The following is an 18,345-nucleotide window of genomic DNA, read 5'->3' as shown; positions in this document are numbered from 1 at the left end:
AGCCCCCGCATGGTCAGTTTGGACAATAGTGCGGCGGGGCGATCGCCAGACCGCCCCGCACTTTTGACCGGATCAGGTGCCCGATTTGACCTTGGTCCACAGGCGCGTCACGACCCGCTGTGTTTTCGCGGGGTAGGGCGATTTAGTGTAGAGGTTGTTCATTGTTTCCTCTGTTGGGTAAATGGCTGGATCACCGATTACATCTTCAACAAGGAACTCCTGAGACGCTTTGTTGCCGTTGGCGTAGTAAACGTAGTTCGAGGCTGCCGCCATATTTTGCGCATCCATTATGAAGTTCAGAAACTTATGCGCACCTTCCGGATTCGGCGCGTCGGCAGGAATTGCCATCTGGTCAGACCACATGAGAGAGCCTTCTGCGAAAGCGTTGTAGGCTATCTCCACACCGTTGTCCGCCTCGATAGCACGATCCCGAGATTGTAGAACATCGCCCGACCAACCGACGGCAACACAGATTTCGCCATTTGCCAAAGCATTAACATATTCCGAGCTGTGAAATTTCTGAATGTAAGGACGTACAGACAACAAAGGTGCTTCCGCCTTAGCAATAACTTCTGGATCGGAACTATCGGGATCTTCTCCCAAATACTGTAGGACCATTGGAATAATCTCTGTGGGAGCATCTAAAAAATGCACTCCACAAGAAGCTAGTTTTTCCATGTTCTCGGGCTTTAGGACCAAGTCCATGCTGTTTAGCGGAGCGTCTTCACCCAACACCTCTTTCACTTTGTTGACATTGATGCCGAGCCCCGTGGTTCCCCACATATAGTTAATCGAATACTCGTTCCCGGGATCGTATCTGGATGTCCTTTCTTCGATGACGTCCCACATGTTTTTCAAATTGGGCAATTGGGATTTGTCCAATTTTTGGTAAACACCCGCCTGAATCTGCCTTTGCATAAAGTCGGCCGTAGGCACCACCACATCGTATCCCGAACCACCGGCCAGCATCTTGGTTTCCAGAACCTCATTGCTGTCGAACACATCGTAGATCAGAGTCAGGCCGGTTTCTTCCTCGAATTTGCTCAGCAATTCTTCGTCGATGTAGTCGGACCAGTTGTAAACACGCACCTCTTCGGCGAATGCCGCCGAAGTCCCCAATGCGATGACCGCTGTCATGGTCAGCGTTTTGATTGTCATATTCTTCTCCCTGCAAGTGTACGGCTATTTTCCCGTTTTTTTGGATTTGATCAAGTTTTGCGTTTTTCCTCGATCCAGCGTATGGTTTCACGAGGTCTGTCACCTGACAAGTCAGGGTTAGTCGAAATGGGAAGAACCAATTGGATTTGATCAAAAATAAGGCATCTACGTCGACAATCGACAAAGGGAAACAGCCCGCGCATGAGCAGGTTTATCAAACGCTCAGATCACAGATCCTATTCGGCGAATTGGTTCCGGGCCAGCCTGTCACGATCCAGGGCCTGACTGATTCGCTGGGTGTTGGCATGACACCGGTGCGCGAAGCCATCCGCCGGTTGATCTCGGACGGGGCATTGGTGTTCCAGGGCAATCGGCGTGTAAGCGTGCCGCTACTGTCCCCGGGCGATATTCAGGAAATGATCTTTGCCAGAACCTCAATAGAATCAGAGCTTTCAAGGCGCGCGACGTCGAATTTGCAAGCCGAGGACATCGATCATCTTGAGCGGCTCGATACGCATTTGGACCGTATGATTGCCGACGGGGATGTGGGCGGATATCTGCGTCTGAACCAGGCGTTCCACGAAACGCTGTACTCTCATGCAAACGCACCGATTCTCAGTGATCTCGCCGAAAGGCTTTGGTTGCGGTTCGGCCCTTCGCTGCGTGTCGTGTGTGGTCGATTCGGGACTCAAAGCCTGCCGGATCGGCACAAGGATATCATTTCCGCCTTGCGTGAAGGCGACGCCGAAAAAGCGGCAAAGGCAACGGCTCAGGACATTGAGCAAGGTATGGAATTGATGTCGGACGCCCTGACTTCCGCTTAACTCAGCCTGATTCGATTGACAGCGATGAATTTGATCATATTGTGATCCGCAACCGCGTTCTTGTAGGAGATTCTCCGATGTCCACCATAACCAACCATATGCCGACCGCCGAATTGCAGGCGCTGGATGCGGCGCATCACATCCATCCTTTCTCGGCCAATGGTGCGCTGGGGCAGGAAGGGGCCCGCGTGATTACACGCGCCAGCGGGGTTTACCTGACCGACAGCGAAGGTGAGGAAATCCTGGACGCAATGGCAGGTCTTTGGTGCGTCAATATCGGTTATGGCCGCGATGAGCTGGCCGATGTCGCGGCGCGTCAGATGCGCGAACTGCCCTACTACAACACCTTCTTCAAGACGACCCATGTGCCGGCAATCGCACTGGCGGCCAAAATCGCCGAACTGGCACCAGGTGATCTGAACCATGTCTTTTTCGCAGCTGGCGGGTCCGAGGCAAACGACACCAATATCCGCCTCGTGCGCACATACTGGGCCGAGAAGGGGCAGCCGGAAAAAAATATCATCATCAGCAGGAAAAACGCGTATCACGGGTCTTCCGTCGGGTCGGCTTCGCTGGGCGGCATGGCAGGCATGCACGCGCAGGGCGGCATTCCGATCCCGAACATTCACCACATCAACCAACCCAACTGGTGGGCCGAAGGCGGCGACATGTCGCCCGAGGAATTCGGCCTGGCCCGCGCGCGCGAGCTGGAAGAGGCCATACAGGAGCTGGGCGAGGACCGTGTCGCGGCCTTCATCGCCGAGCCGGTTCAGGGTGCAGGCGGCGTGATCGTGGCGCCCGATACCTACTGGCCGGAAATTCAGCGCATCTGCGACAAATACGATATCCTGTTGATTGCAGACGAGGTGATCTGTGGGTTCGGTCGAACCGGCAATTGGTTCGGATCGCAAACCGTGGGCATCAAGCCGCATATCATGACCATCGCCAAGGGGCTCAGCTCGGGCTATGCGCCGATCGGCGGGTCCATCGTGAATGACGAGATCGCCGAAGTGATCGGCGGGACGGAATTCAACCACGGTTACACCTATTCCGGCCACCCCGTCGCCGCTGCCGTGGCGCTTGAGAATCTGCGCATTTTGGAAGAAGAGAAGATCGTCGAGCATGTGCGCGATGTTGCCGCCCCCTATCTGAAACAGAAATGGGAGGCGCTGGCCGATCACCCGCTGGTGGGTGAGGCGAAGATCGTCGGAATGATGGCCTCCATCGCTCTGACACCCGACAAAGCCAGCCGCGCCAAGTTCGCGTCCGAGCCCGGAACGGTCGGCTATATCTGCCGCGACCGTTGCTTTGCCAACAATCTGATCATGCGCCATGTGGGCGACCGCATGATCATCTCGCCGCCGCTGATCCTGACCCCGGCGGATATCGACGAGATGTTCGTGCGGATTTACAAATCGCTGGACGAAGCACAGGCGGAAATCATCGCTCAGGAGCTGATGAAAGCCGCATCCTGAGTTCAGAAAAAGGCTTCTACAAAGGGGCGGCCCGTCTGGGTCGCCTCTTATCGTTCATCGCAGCCGCTCCAAAAGTGTCGCAGTTGGATAGCCGTCCGGCACCAAACCCTGCGCCAATTGGTAGGCGCGAACCGCATTGATGGTGTTCGGCCCGGTGCGTCCATCGATACCCTTTGTATCGAACCCCGCATCAGTCAGGCGGGTTTGCAGCTCTTTCTTCTCGGTGAAGCTCAGCGCCCGTTCACCTCGGGGCCAGTCGGACTGAAACGGTGCGCCACCCGCAAGCCGGTCGGACAGGTGCCCGATACCGATCACGTAAGCGTCGGCGCCGTTATAGGCCTCGATCACGCTGAAATTGTCGAAAATCATCAGCGCCACGCCCTGCCCCCCGGCGGGCAAAAGGATTGCGGCTTGCCCGTGATCCGGGACCGGTTTGCCGTCACGCCCCACCACGCCGCGCGCCGCCCATTCTGACGGCAGCAGGGTGTAGTCCCGTTTGGCGGTGGCATAGTCGAACCCTTCGGGCAGGCGCACCTCGACGCCCCAGGGCTGCCCCTTTTTCCAGCCGTGCCGCGCCAGATAGGACGCGGCCGAGGCCAGCGCATCCGTCGGATCATCCGACCAGATGTCACGCCGACCATCGCCATCGAAATCAACCGCGTGATCCAGATACGAGGTTGGCATGAACTGCGTGTGCCCCATCGCACCTGCCCAGCTGCCCAGCATGTTTTTGGCGCTGACATCACCTGCCTGCACGATCCTCAGGGCGGCGATCAACTGCGTTTCAAAGAACTGCGCCCGCCGTGCATCAAAGGCCAGTGTCGCCAAAGAACTCAGCGTCCGGTTGCTGCCACGATAAGAGCCGAATGATGTTTCCAGCCCCCAGATCGCCGTGACCACTTCCTTTTCAACGCCATATTCCGCCTCGATTTGCTGCAACACTTGCCGATGTCGTTGCATCACGGCACGACCATTGGAAACGCGCGTGTCCGAGACGGCGGAATCCAGATACTCCCAGATCGGTTTCGAAAATTCAGCCTGATTGCGGTCTCGTTTCAGGATGTCCTCGTCAAAGATCATGTCCGAGAACACCCTGTTCAATGTTCTTTCCGATATACCCTGCTGCTTCGCGCGCTCCTGAAACGCGCCGAGCCAGGCCTGAAACCGTGCGGTCACGGCCGCGGACACCCGCAAAGCCTCAACCGCCGGGCGCGGGACCGGACGGATCGAAACCGCCACATCCGCCGAGACCAGCTGTATCGTTTTGCCGGACACTGCACTGTCTGGCCAAGTCGTTTTTTCTGATATGTCCGCCTGCACCATGGATGCCCACAATGCGACGGTCATGACGCCGCCTACGCATTTTTGCATTCCGATTTTTCCTGATTACTGCTCGGCCTCAGAGTAGCGCAAAATCGGCGAATCACAAAGTCTCAGGCACCCTCATCGCGTTCTTGCGCGTCGTGCGCTGCGCGGATTTGCGCCAAAACTTCGCGCAGCATGGGCACCCGGCTCGGTCTAAAGCTTTGATCTGTCACGGACATGTCCTGCATGCGATCCAACCGGAAGACGCGAAAATCCTGTCTCAGGTGGCACCAGCCGAGCAACACATTTGATCGATCCATATAGACGATGCTCAGCGGGTTGACCCGTCTATGTGTGGCATCGCCTTTTGCGTCCGTATACGAGAACTCGACCGCGCGTTCGTCCCACGTCGCCTGCCGCAAAATGGCCACGTCGATGGTCGGCGCGGGCGGGCGATTGAACCGCGTTGCCGCCAGAACCGCGTGGCTCAGCCGATGGGACTGTCGCTGTGGCAATCGCCCCTGCAGTTTCCGCAGGGCGGCGCTGGCTGCATCTGACAAGGCCGGATCACCAATCACCTGAACTTCGCGCAGGCCAAGAACCAGGGCCTCAAGCTCGTCATCGGTGAAACCCAATGGCGGCAATGTCGCATCTTCGATCAGAGTGAACCCAAACCCTGCCTCACCGTCAATAACGGCCCCCAGACCACGCAGCGCGTCAATATCCCTGTGTATCGTTCTGGCAGACACACCCAGATCCTGCGCCAGTTGTTCAGACGTTCTGGGCGATGGGCCAGAACGCAGGGCTTGCATCAGTTGGAACAATCGGGCGGTGCGGGACATGATGAACCCTAACCTATCCCTAATGACAAAAACTGTCATCAGGCCGGTTTACTCATTCGGCACGTCAAAAACACGGAGCCATGCGATGCTGACCCTTCTCACCTATCCTTCCGCCTTCGGACTGTTCAGCGCCAGTCCGTTCTGCGTCAAGACAGCCTTGATGCTTCAGCACTCCGGTCAGGTCTGGCAGCGTTCGGACATGCTTGACCCGCGCAGGATGCCGCATCAAAAACTGCCAGTGCTGCGCACGCCAGAGCGGTTGATACCAGACAGCGATCTGATCCGCGATTGGCTGGAACAGAAGGGGGCGGAGTTCGATCAGGGGCTTTCGGATGTGGAAAAAGCGCAATCCCGCGCGCTGGTACGCATGGCCGAAGAGCATCTGTATTTCCACATCGTTCTGGACCGCTGGGGAAATGACGAGGTCTGGCCGATCCTTCGCGAAACCTTTTTCACCGAAATTCCGGCTCTGATCCGAAAGCCGGCGTCCAATGCGATCCGAAAATCCGTTCTGAAAGGGATCACGTCACAAGGGATCGGCCGGTTCTCGTTGCCCGAGCGCCTGGACCGGGTCGAACGCGATCTCGAGGCAATCTCGGCCCATCTGTGGCAATCCCGCTTCCTGCTGGCGGATCAACCGACTTCAGCAGATATGAGCGTCGGCCCAATGCTCGCCGCCATGCGCGCAACGCCTGCCGATACCCCACTGACCCGCAGGATCAAACAGGATAGTCTGTTGAACAGTTACGTGGACCGGATGGAACAGGCGATACCGATTGCATGACACCTTTTGATGACCCCTCGGTCGCCTCGGCCTTTGAAGCCATGCCCCCGCAAGCACGCGCGGCGGCGCTGGCGCTTCGCGATCTGATACTGAACACAGCAGAGTCTCTGCCCGCCGCCAATCCATTGCGAGAAGAGCTGCGCTGGGGCCAACCCGCCTATCTTGCCCCCAAAGGATCAACGATCCGGCTGGGGGCTCACAAATCCGCGGATTTCGCACTGTTCGTACACTGCCAAAGCCGATTGATCGGTGATTTCACCACGGCCTTTCCGGGCGAGGACCGGATTGACGGGAACCGGGCCATTCTGTTCGATGACCCGAGCCAGATCGATGAAACCCGCCATGGCTGGCTGATTGCCCGGGCGCTGACCTATCACCTTTGACGGCGCTTGCGTTCGACCTTGCGCTTGATCTTGTCCTTCTTGCGCTTGGTGCTGGCGGCCTTGCGTCGCGTCGACCGCTTGGCGGGCCCGCGCCCGCGCGGCAGGGCCTGATCGTCGATGGACAGCAGTTCCAGCTCCAACCCGCCGGTCACAGGTGTCGCTTCGGTCAGCCTCACCGTGACCCGCTGGCCGATGGCGATGATCAGCCCAGAATCCGAGCCCATCAGCGTTCCGGCCTCTCGATCAAAATGGAAGAACTCGCGCCCCAAAGACCGCACCGGCACCAGGCCATCCGCGCCCGTTTCGTCCATTTTCACGAAAGCCCCGAACCGGGCAATGCCACTGATCCGCCCGGTGAATTCGTTGCCCACACGTTCGCTGAGATAGGCCGCCAGATAGCGGTCGGTCGTATCGCGCTCGGCCATCATCGAGCGGCGTTCGGTATCCGAAATATGCGTGGCCGTTTCTTCGAGCCGGGCAATTTCGTCCTCGGTCAGCCCGTCCTTGCCCCAGCCATGGGCCGAGATCAGCGCCCGGTGCACGATCAGGTCGGCATAGCGCCGGATGGGCGAGGTGAAATGCGCGTAATTGCGCAGCGCCAGCCCGAAATGGCCGAAGTTTTCCGGGCTGTAATAGGCCTGCGCCATCGACCGCAAGGTGCTGAGATTGATCAGCTCGGCATCCTCGGTGCCGGCGGCGGCATTCAGCAGCGCGTTCAGGTGACGGGTTTGCAGCACCTGCCCCTTGACCAGATTCAGCCCGGCGGCCTGCGCCGTCTCGCGCAGGCTTTCCAGCTTTTCGGGCGCGGGTTCTTCGTGCACCCGGAACAGCAGCGGGCTGCGCTTGGCGATCAGCGTCTCGGCGGCGGCCACGTTGGCCAGGATCATGAATTCCTCGATCAGCCGGTGCGCGTCGAGCCGCTCGCGGAAGGCCACGCTTTCGACCTCGCCCTTGTCGTTCAGAACGATCTTGCGCTCCGGCAGGTCCAACTCCAGCGGCTGGCGATCAGCACGGGCCTTTTTCAGCGCGGCATATGCAGCATAAAGCGGCTTCAGAACGCCCTCCAGCAGCGGCCCGGTGCGGTCATTGGGGGTACCGTCGATAGCCTCTTGCACCTCGGCATAGTTCAGGGACGCGGCCGAGCGCATCAGACCGCGCACGAACCGGTGACCGAGCTTGTTGCCATCCGCGTCGATCTGCATCCGCACCGCGATACAGGCGCGCGGCACGCCTTCATGCAGCGAACACAGATCACCCGACAGACGGTCGGGCAGCATCGGCACGACGCGGTCGGGGAAATAGCTGGAATTGCCGCGCTTTCGCGCCTCGCGGTCCAGCGCAGAACCAGGCCGCACATAGGCGGCGACATCGGCAATGGCGACCCAGATCACATGACCGCCCGGGTTTTTCGGGTCGTCATCAGCATGGGCATAACAGGCGTCGTCATGATCGCGCGCGTCCGAGGGATCGATCGTCAGCAAAGGCATATCCCGCAGATCCTCGCGCCCTTTCAGGCCGACAGGTTTGGCCTTGTCGGCCTCGGCAATCACCTTGTCGGGGAAATCATCCGGGATGCCGTGTTGATGGATCGCGATCAACGAAACGGCCTTGGGCGCAGTCGGATCGCCCAGCCGTTCTACGATGCGCGCGCGTGGCAGCCCCATGCGGTTTTTCGGCCCGGCTTGTTCAGCCTCGACAAGTTCGCCATCCCGGGCGCCCAGCGCAGCGCCTTCGGCCACCAGCCATTCGGTCGATCCGGCCTTGTCGATAGGCACGATCCGCCCGCCTTCGGCCCCTTTGCGGAAGATACCCACGATTTTCCGAGGGTTCGTTCCGATACGGCGGATCAGGCGGGCTTCGTAATTGTGATCTTCCTCATGCACCACGGTCAGACGAGCCAGTATGCGATCACCTTCGCCCAGCGCCGGGTCGCTGGCGCGAGCAATGATCAGAACGATGGGCTCGACCCCCTCGCCATGCCATTCCAGCGGCCGCGCGAACAGGTCGCCATCGGCATTCGGCGCCTTTACCTGCAACACGCTGACCGGCGGCAGGCGGTCCGGGTCGCGGTAACTGCGCTTGCGCTTCTCAAGATGGCCTTCGGCCTCAAGCTCTTTGAGGATACGTTTCAGATCAATCCGATCCGCGCCCTTGATGCCAAAGGCTTTGGCGATATCGCGTTTTGAGGTCAGGGTGGGGTTCGCCGAGATCCAGTCCAGGACCTCCTGCTTGGTAGGGATGCGAGTCATACGTCCGGCCTAGCACGCGTTTGCGACCGCGTCATGACCAAAAAGCCTCAGGGTTCAAGATCGGCAACCGTATCCACATCGCGCAGCTGATCAAGCAATGACACCCGACCGCCAGAAATCGAGGCCAGCGTGTCAGCCAATGCGTGTTCCGTCGACCAGCGCACGTTTTGGAACAGACTTGCCGGCAAGGCCGCATATCGTTGCGCGCCGATCAGCCAATAGCCACCATCCGGTGCTGGCCCAAACACCATCTGAGAACGCCCCAATGCGTCGAAAGCACGGGCAATATGGCGGCGCGAAATGCCCGGAATATCCGCACCGATCAGACAAACCGGCCCCTTGGGCATCCCGCGCAGCATCCGCCCCATGCGATCCCCCAGGTCCCCACGCCCCTGCGCGGCGCGCGGCAGGTCCGCAGGCCATACCCGGCTGTTCAGACCCTGCTGATCGGGTGAGACGGCCAAAACGATACGCCAACGGGGATCACGCAGCCGCCGGATCAAGGTCCGGGTCTGGTGCCGAAACCACCACGCCGCCGCGACCATGCCGACTTCTCGCCCAAGCCGCGTTTTGACGCGGCCCGGTTGAGGTTCCTTCACCATGATCACCAATGTGCGCTGCATGGATCAGGCGAAATAGTCGGTCAGGATACGAGTATAAATCGACTTTAGCTGCTGGATCTGGGCCACCTCGACGCACTCGTCGACCTGATGCATCGTGCGACCGACCAGACCGAACTCTACAACCGGGCAATGGTTCTTGATGAAACGCGCATCCGACGTACCACCGGTCGTCGAAAGCTCGGGCGTTGCGCCTGTTTCCGCCTCTACCGCCTTGGCCACCAGATCCGACAAGGGCCCCGGCGGGGTCAGAAAGCTTTCGCCTGAAATCTTGATTGCGACATCTATTTCAATGCCGAACCGAGCGGCCACCTGATCTGCTTCCGACTTCAGCCAGTCGCTCAGGCTGGCCCCGGAATGCAGATCATTGAATCGAATATTCACCGTTCCCTTGCACTGCGCCGGGATTACGTTGGTGGCCGCATTCCCGGTGTCGATTGTCACCACTGCCAATGTCGACGCATCGAAGTGGTCCGTGCCCTGATCCAGTTCGTGCCCCGCCAGCCGATCCATCAGCCGCGCCATGGCTGGCAAAGGGTTTTTAGCACGATGCGGATAGGCGGAATGCCCCTGAACACCGGTGATCGTAAACCATGCGGTCATCGACCCGCGACGGCCGATCTTCATCATTTCGCCCATCTTGTTCGGGCAGGTGGGCTCACCCACCAGACAGACAGACATATGTTCATTCGCGCCGTCCATGTAATCCAGCAAGGCGGTCGTGCCATCCAGCGCGTCGCCTTCCTCGTCGCCGGTGATCGTCAGGATGATGGCTCCGTCAGGCGGGGTGTCGCGCACGAAATCGATTGCCGCCGCCGCAAACGCCGCAACGCCGGATTTCATATCCGTTGCCCCACGCCCATACATCACACCATCCCGTATTTCGGCCCCGAAAGGCGGCATCGTCCACGCGGCCTCGTCGCCGACCGGCACAACATCAGTATGGCCGTTGAACCCGAAACTGCGCGGATGGCCTTTCTGACCCCATCGTGCGAACAGGTTGCTGACGCCACCACGGTCGACACGCGTGCATTCAAACCCCGCATCCGCCAGCACCGATCCCAGCAGAACCAGCGCGCCACCCTCGGCAGGTGTGACCGATGGGCAACGGATCAGATCGGCTGTCAATTGGACGGGGTCGGTCATGCAATGGCCTCTGGAACTGTATCTTTCGCGGGTTCGCGCACAGATTCAACGAATTGGCCGGTTTTCCAACCCCAATTCGCAAAAATATCGTTGCGACCAAGTGTGCAGATATCAAAGCGACACCCTAACAAATCATGGTGGTTTACCCGGCGACCATCTTGCCGCCCGCTGCACAATCGCGTTACAGGGCCGCGAAACAGGTGAATGAAAATGAAGCGCGCATTCTACGCACTGATCTGCCTGACTTTCGCCGTCCTCGCGCAGCAGAGCATGGCACAGTCTCTAACGGTTACGACGGTGACCCGCCCCCCGTTTTCCTATGTAGAGGACGGTGCGGAAACCGGCTTTTCGATGGATCTGCTCGCCGCGCTGGCAGAGGCGCTGAACTGGGACTATTCCATCAATCGGGTCGATTCATTCTCGGAAATGCTGGAGGCGGTTCAGAATGGGTCCGCCGATCTTGCGGTCGCCAATATCTCGATAACCGCGCTGCGGGAAACGCAAATGGACTTCAGCCAGCCGATCTTTGAGGCGGGCCTACAGATCATGGTGCCATCGGAAGCCGCGCGCCAGCCTTCGTTGCTGCATGCGCTGCTCTCAAAAGAGTTGTTTATCGCCATCGGCCTGGCCTTCGCCATTCTGTTGGGCGGCGGCATGTTGATGTGGAGCTTTGAACGTAGTGCTCAACCCTATTTCGATCGCAAGCTGAACGAGGCTTGGTTTCCCTCGTTCTGGTGGGCGCTGAACCTCGTCGTGAACGGCGGGTTCGAAGAGAGGATGCCGCGCACGCCGTTCGGCCGGCTTCTGGGTGTCGTTCTGGTTGTTTCGTCACTGTTCATCGTGTCCGTTTTCACGGCCCGCATCACCTCGGTCATGACCGTGGATGCGATCACAGGCAGCGTGAATTCGGTGAATGACCTGTATGGCAAAAGTGTCGGGACAATCACGGACTCGACCGCGGCAAGTTTTCTGAACCGGCGTGATATTGAATTCACCGGCTATCCCGGGCTGGAGCAGATGCTGGATGCGTTCCAGTCCAAACAACTGGATGCCGTCGTATTCGACGCGCCAATCCTGTCCTACTATGCGGCCCATGAAGGCCGGCGAACGGCGTCGATGACAGGCGGTGTCTTCCTGCGCGAGAACTATGGCATCGCTTTCCCGACCGGGTCGCCTCTGGTCGAGGATGTCAACCAGGCCCTGCTGTCATTGCGCGAAGACGGAACCTATGACGAAATCTATCGCAAGTGGTTCGGTATGCGGAACTAGGCCTGTGCCTCGTCTCCGAAGAACGGTGTCATCTGCGCGACGATCACGGCGTTTTCATCCAGAGCACGCTGCATCAGGGCACGTTCGTCAGGTTCGATTTCATGTCCCTGTGCCTCACGCTCGGCCAAGGTCCCGTACCCGGTGACATCCAAAGGCGCGGTGTCGGCCTGCTTCAGAATAGCCACCGTCTCGCGCACGGCCTCGGCTTCGTCCACGCCACTGGCATAGCAGATCAGTGCCGCCCCGGTCGCACCGTCCGGCAGCCCGTCGCCATCCTTACGGCCGATCTGGACCAGAAGGGTATAGACTTGCTGACGTGAGGGCTTCTTTCGCTTTTCCATGGGCCCTGCATTACGCGCGGCGTTTTGAAGGGTCAACTGCTTCCATCGATCCTGGCTTTAAGTATGGGATCTTACGCAGCCCCTTGCCCCGCCCATAGGCAGTGAGGACTTGCAGAAATGCGACTCAGCAAAGCCCTATTCCCGTTTTCGCCCAAAAACTGAGCAGCGTTTCAATTCCAATCCCTGAGTTGAAACGGGCACATTTTTGCCACATTTTGACCTCAATTTTAGCCATTTCCTGCTGAGTTCGACGCGTTTCCTGCCTTTCACAACGGTGAAGAGAAGCCAACTCTAGGATGGTGCCACTGCGTAAGTCATTTTTTACAGGAGAATTAAAATGAGTGTTCTGTCCAAGTTAATGATGACAACTGCAAGTGTGATTGTGCTTTCCGGAGTACCTGCTGTCGTCGTGCTGTCTTTTGTGACGCCAAGTGCAGCTTACGCCCAAGACGGCGGCGGTGAAAGCGAAGGCGCTGGCGATAGCGAGAGCGGTGGCGACAACGAAGGCGGCGGCGATAGCGAGAGCGGTGGCGACAACGAAGGCGGAGGCGATAACGAAAGCGGCGGCGATAACGAAGGCGGCGGCGATAACGAAAGCGGCGGCGATAACGAAGGCGGCGGCGATAACGAAGGCGGCGGCGATAACGAAGGCGGCGGCGACAGCGAAAGCGGCGGCGATAACGAAGGCGGCGGCGATAACGAGAGTGGTGGAGAAAACGAAGGCGGCGGCGACAACGAAAGCGAAGGCACGGAAACCAACGCAGGAAGCTCAGAAGTTGACGCTATGCAGGGTGAAAATCGCTGATCCACACAGAGCGTTCGTCCGAGCCTGGACACAATCTCAGGACCGGCTCTGACCAAGGTTCGGTCACATACGCGTAACACCCCAAAAACTGGAAAGGCCGGAGCGGTTCAGCTCCGGCCTTTCTGTACAACCGGGGCGATCAGTCCCGCAGCAATTCGTTGATGCCGGTTTTCGACCGGGTCTTTTCATCCACCCGCTTCACGATCACCGCGCAATACAGGCTGATGTTGTTCTTTGACGGCATCGAACCCGCAACGACCACGGAATAGGGCGGGACTTCGCCATATGTCACTTCGCCGGTTTCCCGATCCACGATCTTGGTAGATTTGCCGATGAACACGCCCATACCCAGAACCGAGCCTTCGCGGACGATGCAGCCCTCGACCACCTCGGAGCGCGCGCCGATAAAGCAGTTGTCCTCGATGATGGTCGGGCCGGCCTGCATCGGCTCCAGCACGCCGCCGATGCCTACACCGCCCGACAGGTGGACGTTTTTGCCGATCTGCGCGCATGAGCCGACGGTCGCCCAGGTGTCGACCATGGTGCCTTCATCCACATAGGCGCCAAGGTTGACGAAGGATGGCATCAGCACCACGCCCGGCGCGATATAGGCCGACTTGCGCACAACGCAGTTGGGAACCGCACGGAATCCAGCCGAGCGCCATTGATCTTCACCCCAACCTGCGAACTTGCTGTCCACCTTGTCCCACCAACCGCCGTCCTGCGGACCGCCAGTCTGAATTTCCATGTCCTTGATGCGAAAGCCCAGCAGAACCGCCTTTTTGGCCCACTGGTTCACGTGCCAGTCGCCGTTTTCCAGCTTTTCGGCAACACGCAGCGACCCACTGTCCAGCGCGTCCAGCGTGTCTTCGATCGCTTCGCGTTGTTCACCTGCCGTGGCGGGTGTGATCGTGTCGCGTGCCTCCCAGGCGGCTTCGATGGCGGCTTCCAGTTGCGCGTTGGACATGGGGCGTCTCCCTACAGAATCTGTTCATGTTGGTTTGGCCTATACGCAAGCCGGGCCAATGGCGCAATGCGACGAACACGGGCCGTTTTGCGTCTGAAAGGCCCGCAATCAGCTGGCGCGGCGTATATGTCGGGTCAGAATACCTTTTGCCGTGCTCAGGTCCTTCCGCCTGAGCGCCTGAACAAGTGCGGCGTGATCCTTGTCAGTTTGTTGCACCCATTTCGACCGCCAGTGCGCAAACAAGTGGCGTGCGCTTGCGATATGCAGATCGTCGATGGTGTGCAACAGACGGGGCAACCCGCAAGGTGTCAGGACGGCGCGATGGAATGCTCTGTTCAACGCCTCCCATTGGGGCATCGTCTGCGCCTCGTCACAGGCGATGCGTGCGCGATCGATCTTGTCCAATGCGACCGGAGACATGTTCTGCACCGATTGCTGCAACGCCAGTGTTTCCAAAGCCACGCGCATTTCGATGACCTCTCGCACCTCTGCCGGGTCCAGCGCCGTGACCCGCATGCCCCGGCGCGGCTCGTGCCGGGCCAATCCATGCGCCTCAAGCCGCAACAGAGCTTCCCGCACCGGAACATGGCTGGTGTCGAAGGTGCGGGCAATATGATCCTGCCGCAGCTTTTCCCCGGCGCTCAGCTCTCCGGTTATGATTTGCTGGCTGAGGTTCTGGTAAATCGTGTCCGAGATCGTAGCGGTCATAAATTATAGATAAAATCTACGACAGCTATCCTCAACCAGATAATTCACCCCGCAAGCGGGTCCGGGGCGATATTCGCACCACACACCAGAACGGCCACGCGTTCGCCCGGTTCGGGCCGATACACTCCCGAGGTCAAGGCTGCCAACGCCGTAGCGCCCGCCGGTTCCACCAGAATACGATGCGCCTGCCACAACGCCTTCTGAGCCGCCGCGATGGCATCATCCGACACCAGGACCGACGTCATCCCCTGTGCCAGGTCGAAACATATCTGCCCGATCCGGCGCGCGCCCAGCGCATTTGCCGCGATGCCGGATACGGAAACATCCACCGGTTCACCAGCCTGCAACGCCGCATTCAATGCGCAGGAGGTCTGGGGTTCGACCGCCACGACCTTGCGCGCTCCGTCAAACCAGGCCAACGCCCCGGCGATCAGCCCACCCCCGCCCACGGCGACCAGAACCGTATCTGCCTGTAGACCCTGCGCATCCCATTCCGCAAAGCAGGTCCCCTGCCCCGCCACGGTAGCCGGCGCATCATAGGCGTGAATCTGCATCGCTCCGGTTTCCGCTTCATGCGCCTGCGCCTGTGTCAGCGCATTGGCGTATTCGCCGGGCACAACGCTCAGATCCGCTCCGGTTTGCCGGATCAATGCAATCTTGGATGGCCCCGCCAGTTCGGGCACGAAAATCTTGGCCGGATATCCAAGCGCCTGCGCCGCAAAGGCCGCCGCTGCACCATGATTGCCGCCGGATGCAGCCACGACACCTGCATCGGGTACGTCGAGGCTCAGCAACGTATTGAACGCACCGCGCGCCTTGAAACTGCCCGTGTGTTGCATGTGCTCCAGCTTCAGTTCTATGGGATGGCCCGGAATTCGGCTCTCGATCACCGGCGTCACCTGCGTATGTCCGGCGATACGATCCCGCGCCGCTGATATTTCGCTCTTCCAATTCATTCTTGTCTTTCCGTGACTGGCACTCTGCCCGCGAACCCTATAGCTGTTTGGAAAACACGCAAGCAGGGATCGATCACCCATGAGAGAAGACCGCCACAATCCGTTTCGCGATGCGCAGACAGATCGCTCGACCGCGAGCGAAGTGCCGGACACGCCGCAGACGCGATCGTCCGCCTATCGCCTTGCCTTTGCCGATGATGAATTCCTGTGCCGGGACGAACTGCGCCCGGTGCGTCTGCAACTGGAACTGTTGAAACCCGAAATGATCATGAGCGAGCGCGAGATCACCTCGACCATCGTGATGTTCGGCGGCGCGCGCATCCCTGAACCATCGCAGAAACACACCGCACGAACGGAAACGCTGGCTGGTCTGTCGGCCTATTACGACGAGGCGCGCGAGTTCGCGCGGCTGATGACCGTGAAATCGAACGAGACCGGCTGCCGTGAAAACGTGATCGTCACGGGCGGCGGCCCCGGCGTGATGGAGGCAGGCAACCGTGGGGCACAGGACGCGGGTGGATGTTCTATCGGGTTGAATATCGTTCTGCCGCACGAGCAGGCCCCGAACCTTTATGTGACGCCGGATCTCAGCTTCAACTTCCACTATTTCGCCATCCGCAAGATGCATTTCCTGATGCGCGCCCGCGCCATCACGATTTTCCCCGGCGGTTTCGGAACCATGGACGAGCTGTTCGAATCCCTGACCCTGATTCAGACCGGCCGGATGGACCGCGTGCCCTTCCTGCTGTTTGGTCGCGAATTCTGGGAAAAGGTCATCAACTGGAAAGCGCTGGCCGATGCCGGAACCATCTCGGACGAGGATCTTGATCTGTTCCGCTTTGTGGACACGGCGCAGGAGGCGGTCGAGATCATCGAAAACTGGGAGCCCGCCCCGCCCCGCGACGAAATTCCGGGGCGTTGAACCATGGCGCCAAAGACCGGAGAGATGCTGCATCTGCGCGGAAATGCCCTGAGCAATGGCGAACCCGTAGCGCTGCCGCTGATACAAAGCAGCATGTACCACCTGCCGGGCACCCCGGACGGGCGGGCGAGTTACGGTCGGGTGGACAACCCGACCTGGGTGCATCTGGAGCATGTTCTGTCGCATTTGGAGGACGCGCCCTGCCTCAGCTTTCCCTCGGGCATGGCGGCGATTTCCGCGGCACTGTTTGCCACCGTAAAGGCCGGATCACGCCTGCTGATCCCCTCCGATGGCTATTACGTGACGCGCCTTTTGGCCGATCGTTTCCTGTCGCGGCTGGGTGTGATCGTTGAAGAACGCCCCACCACCGCCTTTGCCGAAGGCGGTTTTGACGGGTTCGATGCGGTCTTTGCCGAAAGCCCCTCGAATCCCGGGTTGGACATGATCGATCTGACCGAGGTGGCGGATCGGGTGCGCGCTGCCGGGGGCATGACCATTGCCGACAATACGACGATGACTCCGCTGGGTCAGCGTCCTCTTGATCTGGGCATCGATGTGGTCGTCTCGTCCGATACCAAGGCGATGGGCGGGCATTCCGACATGCTGATGGGCCATGTGGCCAGCCGCAACGGCGACATCATGGAACGGGTCGAGGAATGGCGGAAAGTCTCCGGCTCGATACCGGGGCCACATGAAGCATGGCTGCTGCATCGCGGCCTTGAAACGCTGGACGTTCGGTTCGACCGGATGTGCAGCTCGGCCGAAGTACTGGCCGAACGCCTGGCGGCACATCCCGCAGTGAAACAGGTGCGCTATCCCGGGCTGGCCGATGACCCGTCGCACAAACTGGCGCAACAACAGACCACGCGTTTCGGCTTTCTTCTGTCCCTGACGCTGAACAGCGAAGACCAGGCCGAAGCCTTCATCAACAATTGCCCGCTTCTGCGCCCGGCCACGTCATTCGGGGGCGTCCACAGTTCGGCCGAGCGGCGCGCGCGCTGGGGCGACGACGTTGATCCGGCCTTCATCCGCCTGTCCGTCGGGTGCGAGCCCGTGGAAGAACTGTGGCACGCTATCGAAGCCAGCCTGAACGTCGTGTGATTACTTTTTGGGTTCACGCAGTTCCTTGAACACGTAGATCGGCAGTACCACACTGGCGATCAACGCCCCCAGCCAGACCAGCAACGTTGCCGCAAGCAGGTTCGAAACCCCGCCAACGGTCAGCCCGGCTGCAATCAGGTCGGTCACGAAAAGGCCCACGAAGGTCACGATCAGGGCGATCCCGCCTTTCAGGGCGGGCGCTTTCTTTTCGCCCAGTTTCAGGATCAGGGGTTCAGCGACAACCTGTACGACGGTGAAGACTATCACCACCACGATGAACGAGATCGGCTTGATCGCAAATCCAGACAATATCAGCGCGGCAAGCAACAACCCAATGGCATTCCCGGCCAGCAGGGCCAGGGCGGATTTTATTCTGCGTGACATGCGGCGGTCTCCGTCATTCGACAATTATAAATATGCAGATACTATCAGGTCTGCGGGATTTTACGAAACAATTCAATCGCCTCTTTCGTTTTACCCGTTGAAATCG

19 protein-coding genes are annotated in these 18,345 nt (G+C 59.4%); 8 read left to right on the top strand and 11 right to left on the bottom strand.

What is annotated here, in order from left to right:
• Positions 1-72: 72 nt before the first annotated feature.
• The gene (locus GOW60_RS19315; protein ID WP_171230568.1) at positions 73-1,158 is read right to left on the bottom strand and encodes a polyamine ABC transporter substrate-binding protein; all 1,086 of its coding nucleotides are present in this window, start codon (positions 1,156-1,158) and stop codon (positions 73-75) included.
• Positions 1,159-1,298: 140 nt separating this feature from the next.
• Between GOW60_RS19315 and GOW60_RS19310 the strand changes: the two genes are divergently transcribed.
• Together GOW60_RS19310 and GOW60_RS19305 are read left to right on the top strand one after the other, a co-directional pair.
• Entirely contained in the window at positions 1,299-1,982 is a 684-nt protein-coding gene (locus GOW60_RS19310) for a GntR family transcriptional regulator (RefSeq protein WP_171230567.1), read from the top strand.
• Between the two features lie 77 nt (positions 1,983-2,059).
• Positions 2,060-3,457, top strand: coding sequence for an aspartate aminotransferase family protein (locus tag GOW60_RS19305; RefSeq protein ID WP_171230566.1), 1,398 nt, complete (start codon positions 2,060-2,062; stop codon positions 3,455-3,457).
• A gap of 54 nt (positions 3,458-3,511) precedes the next feature.
• Here GOW60_RS19305 and GOW60_RS19300 read toward each other — a convergent pair whose 3' ends face one another.
• Entirely contained in the window at positions 3,512-4,828 is a 1,317-nt protein-coding gene (locus GOW60_RS19300; RefSeq protein ID WP_171230565.1) for a lytic murein transglycosylase, read from the bottom strand.
• Positions 4,829-4,890: 62 nt separating this feature from the next.
• Positions 4,891-5,604 carry a YafY family protein gene (locus GOW60_RS19295; RefSeq protein WP_171230564.1) on the bottom strand — a complete coding sequence of 238 codons (714 nt, stop codon included), beginning with the start codon at positions 5,602-5,604 and terminating at the stop codon, positions 4,891-4,893.
• An 85-nt stretch (positions 5,605-5,689) separates the two neighbouring features.
• Between GOW60_RS19295 and GOW60_RS19290 the strand changes: the two genes are divergently transcribed.
• Together GOW60_RS19290 and GOW60_RS19285 are read left to right on the top strand one after the other, a co-directional pair.
• On the top strand, positions 5,690-6,388 hold the full coding sequence (locus GOW60_RS19290; RefSeq protein WP_171230563.1) for a glutathione S-transferase family protein: 699 nt from the start codon (positions 5,690-5,692) through the stop codon (positions 6,386-6,388).
• The gene (locus GOW60_RS19285) at positions 6,385-6,771 is read left to right on the top strand and encodes a DUF1801 domain-containing protein (protein WP_171230562.1); all 387 of its coding nucleotides are present in this window, start codon (positions 6,385-6,387) and stop codon (positions 6,769-6,771) included. Before GOW60_RS19290 ends, GOW60_RS19285 begins: the two co-directional genes overlap by 4 nt.
• On the opposite strand, the gene rnr is transcribed toward GOW60_RS19285, so the two are convergent.
• The 3 genes from rnr to dapE are packed head-to-tail and all read right to left on the bottom strand — an operon-like array spanning position 6,762 to position 10,786.
• Positions 6,762-9,020, bottom strand: coding sequence for a ribonuclease R (gene rnr, locus GOW60_RS19280; RefSeq protein ID WP_171230561.1), 2,259 nt, complete (start codon positions 9,018-9,020; stop codon positions 6,762-6,764). The two genes, GOW60_RS19285 and rnr, sit on opposite strands and share 10 nt — an antisense overlap.
• 47 nt (positions 9,021-9,067) lie before the next feature.
• Positions 9,068-9,643, bottom strand: coding sequence for a TIGR04282 family arsenosugar biosynthesis glycosyltransferase (locus tag GOW60_RS19275; RefSeq protein WP_171230560.1), 576 nt, complete (start codon positions 9,641-9,643; stop codon positions 9,068-9,070).
• Between the two features lie 3 nt (positions 9,644-9,646).
• Positions 9,647-10,786 carry a succinyl-diaminopimelate desuccinylase gene (dapE, locus tag GOW60_RS19270; protein ID WP_171230559.1) on the bottom strand — a complete coding sequence of 380 codons (1,140 nt, stop codon included), beginning with the start codon at positions 10,784-10,786 and terminating at the stop codon, positions 9,647-9,649.
• 210 nt (positions 10,787-10,996) lie between these two features.
• Between dapE and GOW60_RS19265 the strand changes: the two genes are divergently transcribed.
• Positions 10,997-12,055, top strand: coding sequence for a transporter substrate-binding domain-containing protein (locus GOW60_RS19265; RefSeq protein WP_171230558.1), 1,059 nt, complete (start codon positions 10,997-10,999; stop codon positions 12,053-12,055).
• On the opposite strand, the gene GOW60_RS19260 is transcribed toward GOW60_RS19265, so the two are convergent.
• Positions 12,052-12,396 (bottom strand): hypothetical protein, encoded by a 345-nt coding sequence (locus tag GOW60_RS19260; protein WP_171119954.1) that lies wholly within the window; start codon positions 12,394-12,396, stop codon positions 12,052-12,054. The genes GOW60_RS19265 and GOW60_RS19260 overlap by 4 nt on opposite strands.
• 337 nt (positions 12,397-12,733) lie before the next feature.
• Here GOW60_RS19260 and GOW60_RS19255 point away from each other — a divergent pair, with 337 nt between their 5' ends.
• On the top strand, positions 12,734-13,201 hold the full coding sequence (locus GOW60_RS19255; protein ID WP_171230557.1) for a hypothetical protein: 468 nt from the start codon (positions 12,734-12,736) through the stop codon (positions 13,199-13,201).
• Between the two features lie 139 nt (positions 13,202-13,340).
• Here GOW60_RS19255 and dapD read toward each other — a convergent pair whose 3' ends face one another.
• From dapD to GOW60_RS19240, 3 genes are all read right to left on the bottom strand, one after another.
• Positions 13,341-14,168: a 2,3,4,5-tetrahydropyridine-2,6-dicarboxylate N-succinyltransferase gene (dapD, locus tag GOW60_RS19250; protein WP_171230556.1), complete on the bottom strand. Its 828-nt coding sequence runs from the start codon at positions 14,166-14,168 to the stop codon at positions 13,341-13,343.
• Between the two features lie 108 nt (positions 14,169-14,276).
• Entirely contained in the window at positions 14,277-14,876 is a 600-nt protein-coding gene (locus GOW60_RS19245; RefSeq protein WP_171230555.1) for a GntR family transcriptional regulator, read from the bottom strand.
• Between the two features lie 44 nt (positions 14,877-14,920).
• Positions 14,921-15,832, bottom strand: a complete 912-nt coding sequence (locus GOW60_RS19240) for a threonine/serine dehydratase (RefSeq protein WP_171230554.1) — start codon at positions 15,830-15,832, stop codon at positions 14,921-14,923.
• A gap of 79 nt (positions 15,833-15,911) precedes the next feature.
• On the opposite strand from GOW60_RS19240, the gene GOW60_RS19235 reads away from it, so the two are divergent.
• Positions 15,912-16,754, top strand: a complete 843-nt coding sequence (locus tag GOW60_RS19235; protein ID WP_152459318.1) for a TIGR00730 family Rossman fold protein — start codon at positions 15,912-15,914, stop codon at positions 16,752-16,754.
• A 3-nt stretch (positions 16,755-16,757) separates the two neighbouring features.
• Positions 16,758-17,855, top strand: a complete 1,098-nt coding sequence (locus GOW60_RS19230; protein ID WP_171230553.1) for a cystathionine gamma-lyase — start codon at positions 16,758-16,760, stop codon at positions 17,853-17,855.
• Here GOW60_RS19230 and GOW60_RS19225 read toward each other — a convergent pair whose 3' ends face one another.
• Positions 17,856-18,239 (bottom strand): hypothetical protein, encoded by a 384-nt coding sequence (locus GOW60_RS19225; protein WP_152459320.1) that lies wholly within the window; start codon positions 18,237-18,239, stop codon positions 17,856-17,858. It lies immediately after the preceding gene.
• Positions 18,240-18,345: the final 106 nt, after the last annotated feature.

This window comes from Ruegeria sp. HKCCA4008 (genome assembly GCF_013033125.1).
GTDB lineage: Bacteria > Pseudomonadota > Alphaproteobacteria > Rhodobacterales > Rhodobacteraceae > Ruegeria.
This window is presented reverse-complemented; position numbering and strand designations above follow the sequence as displayed.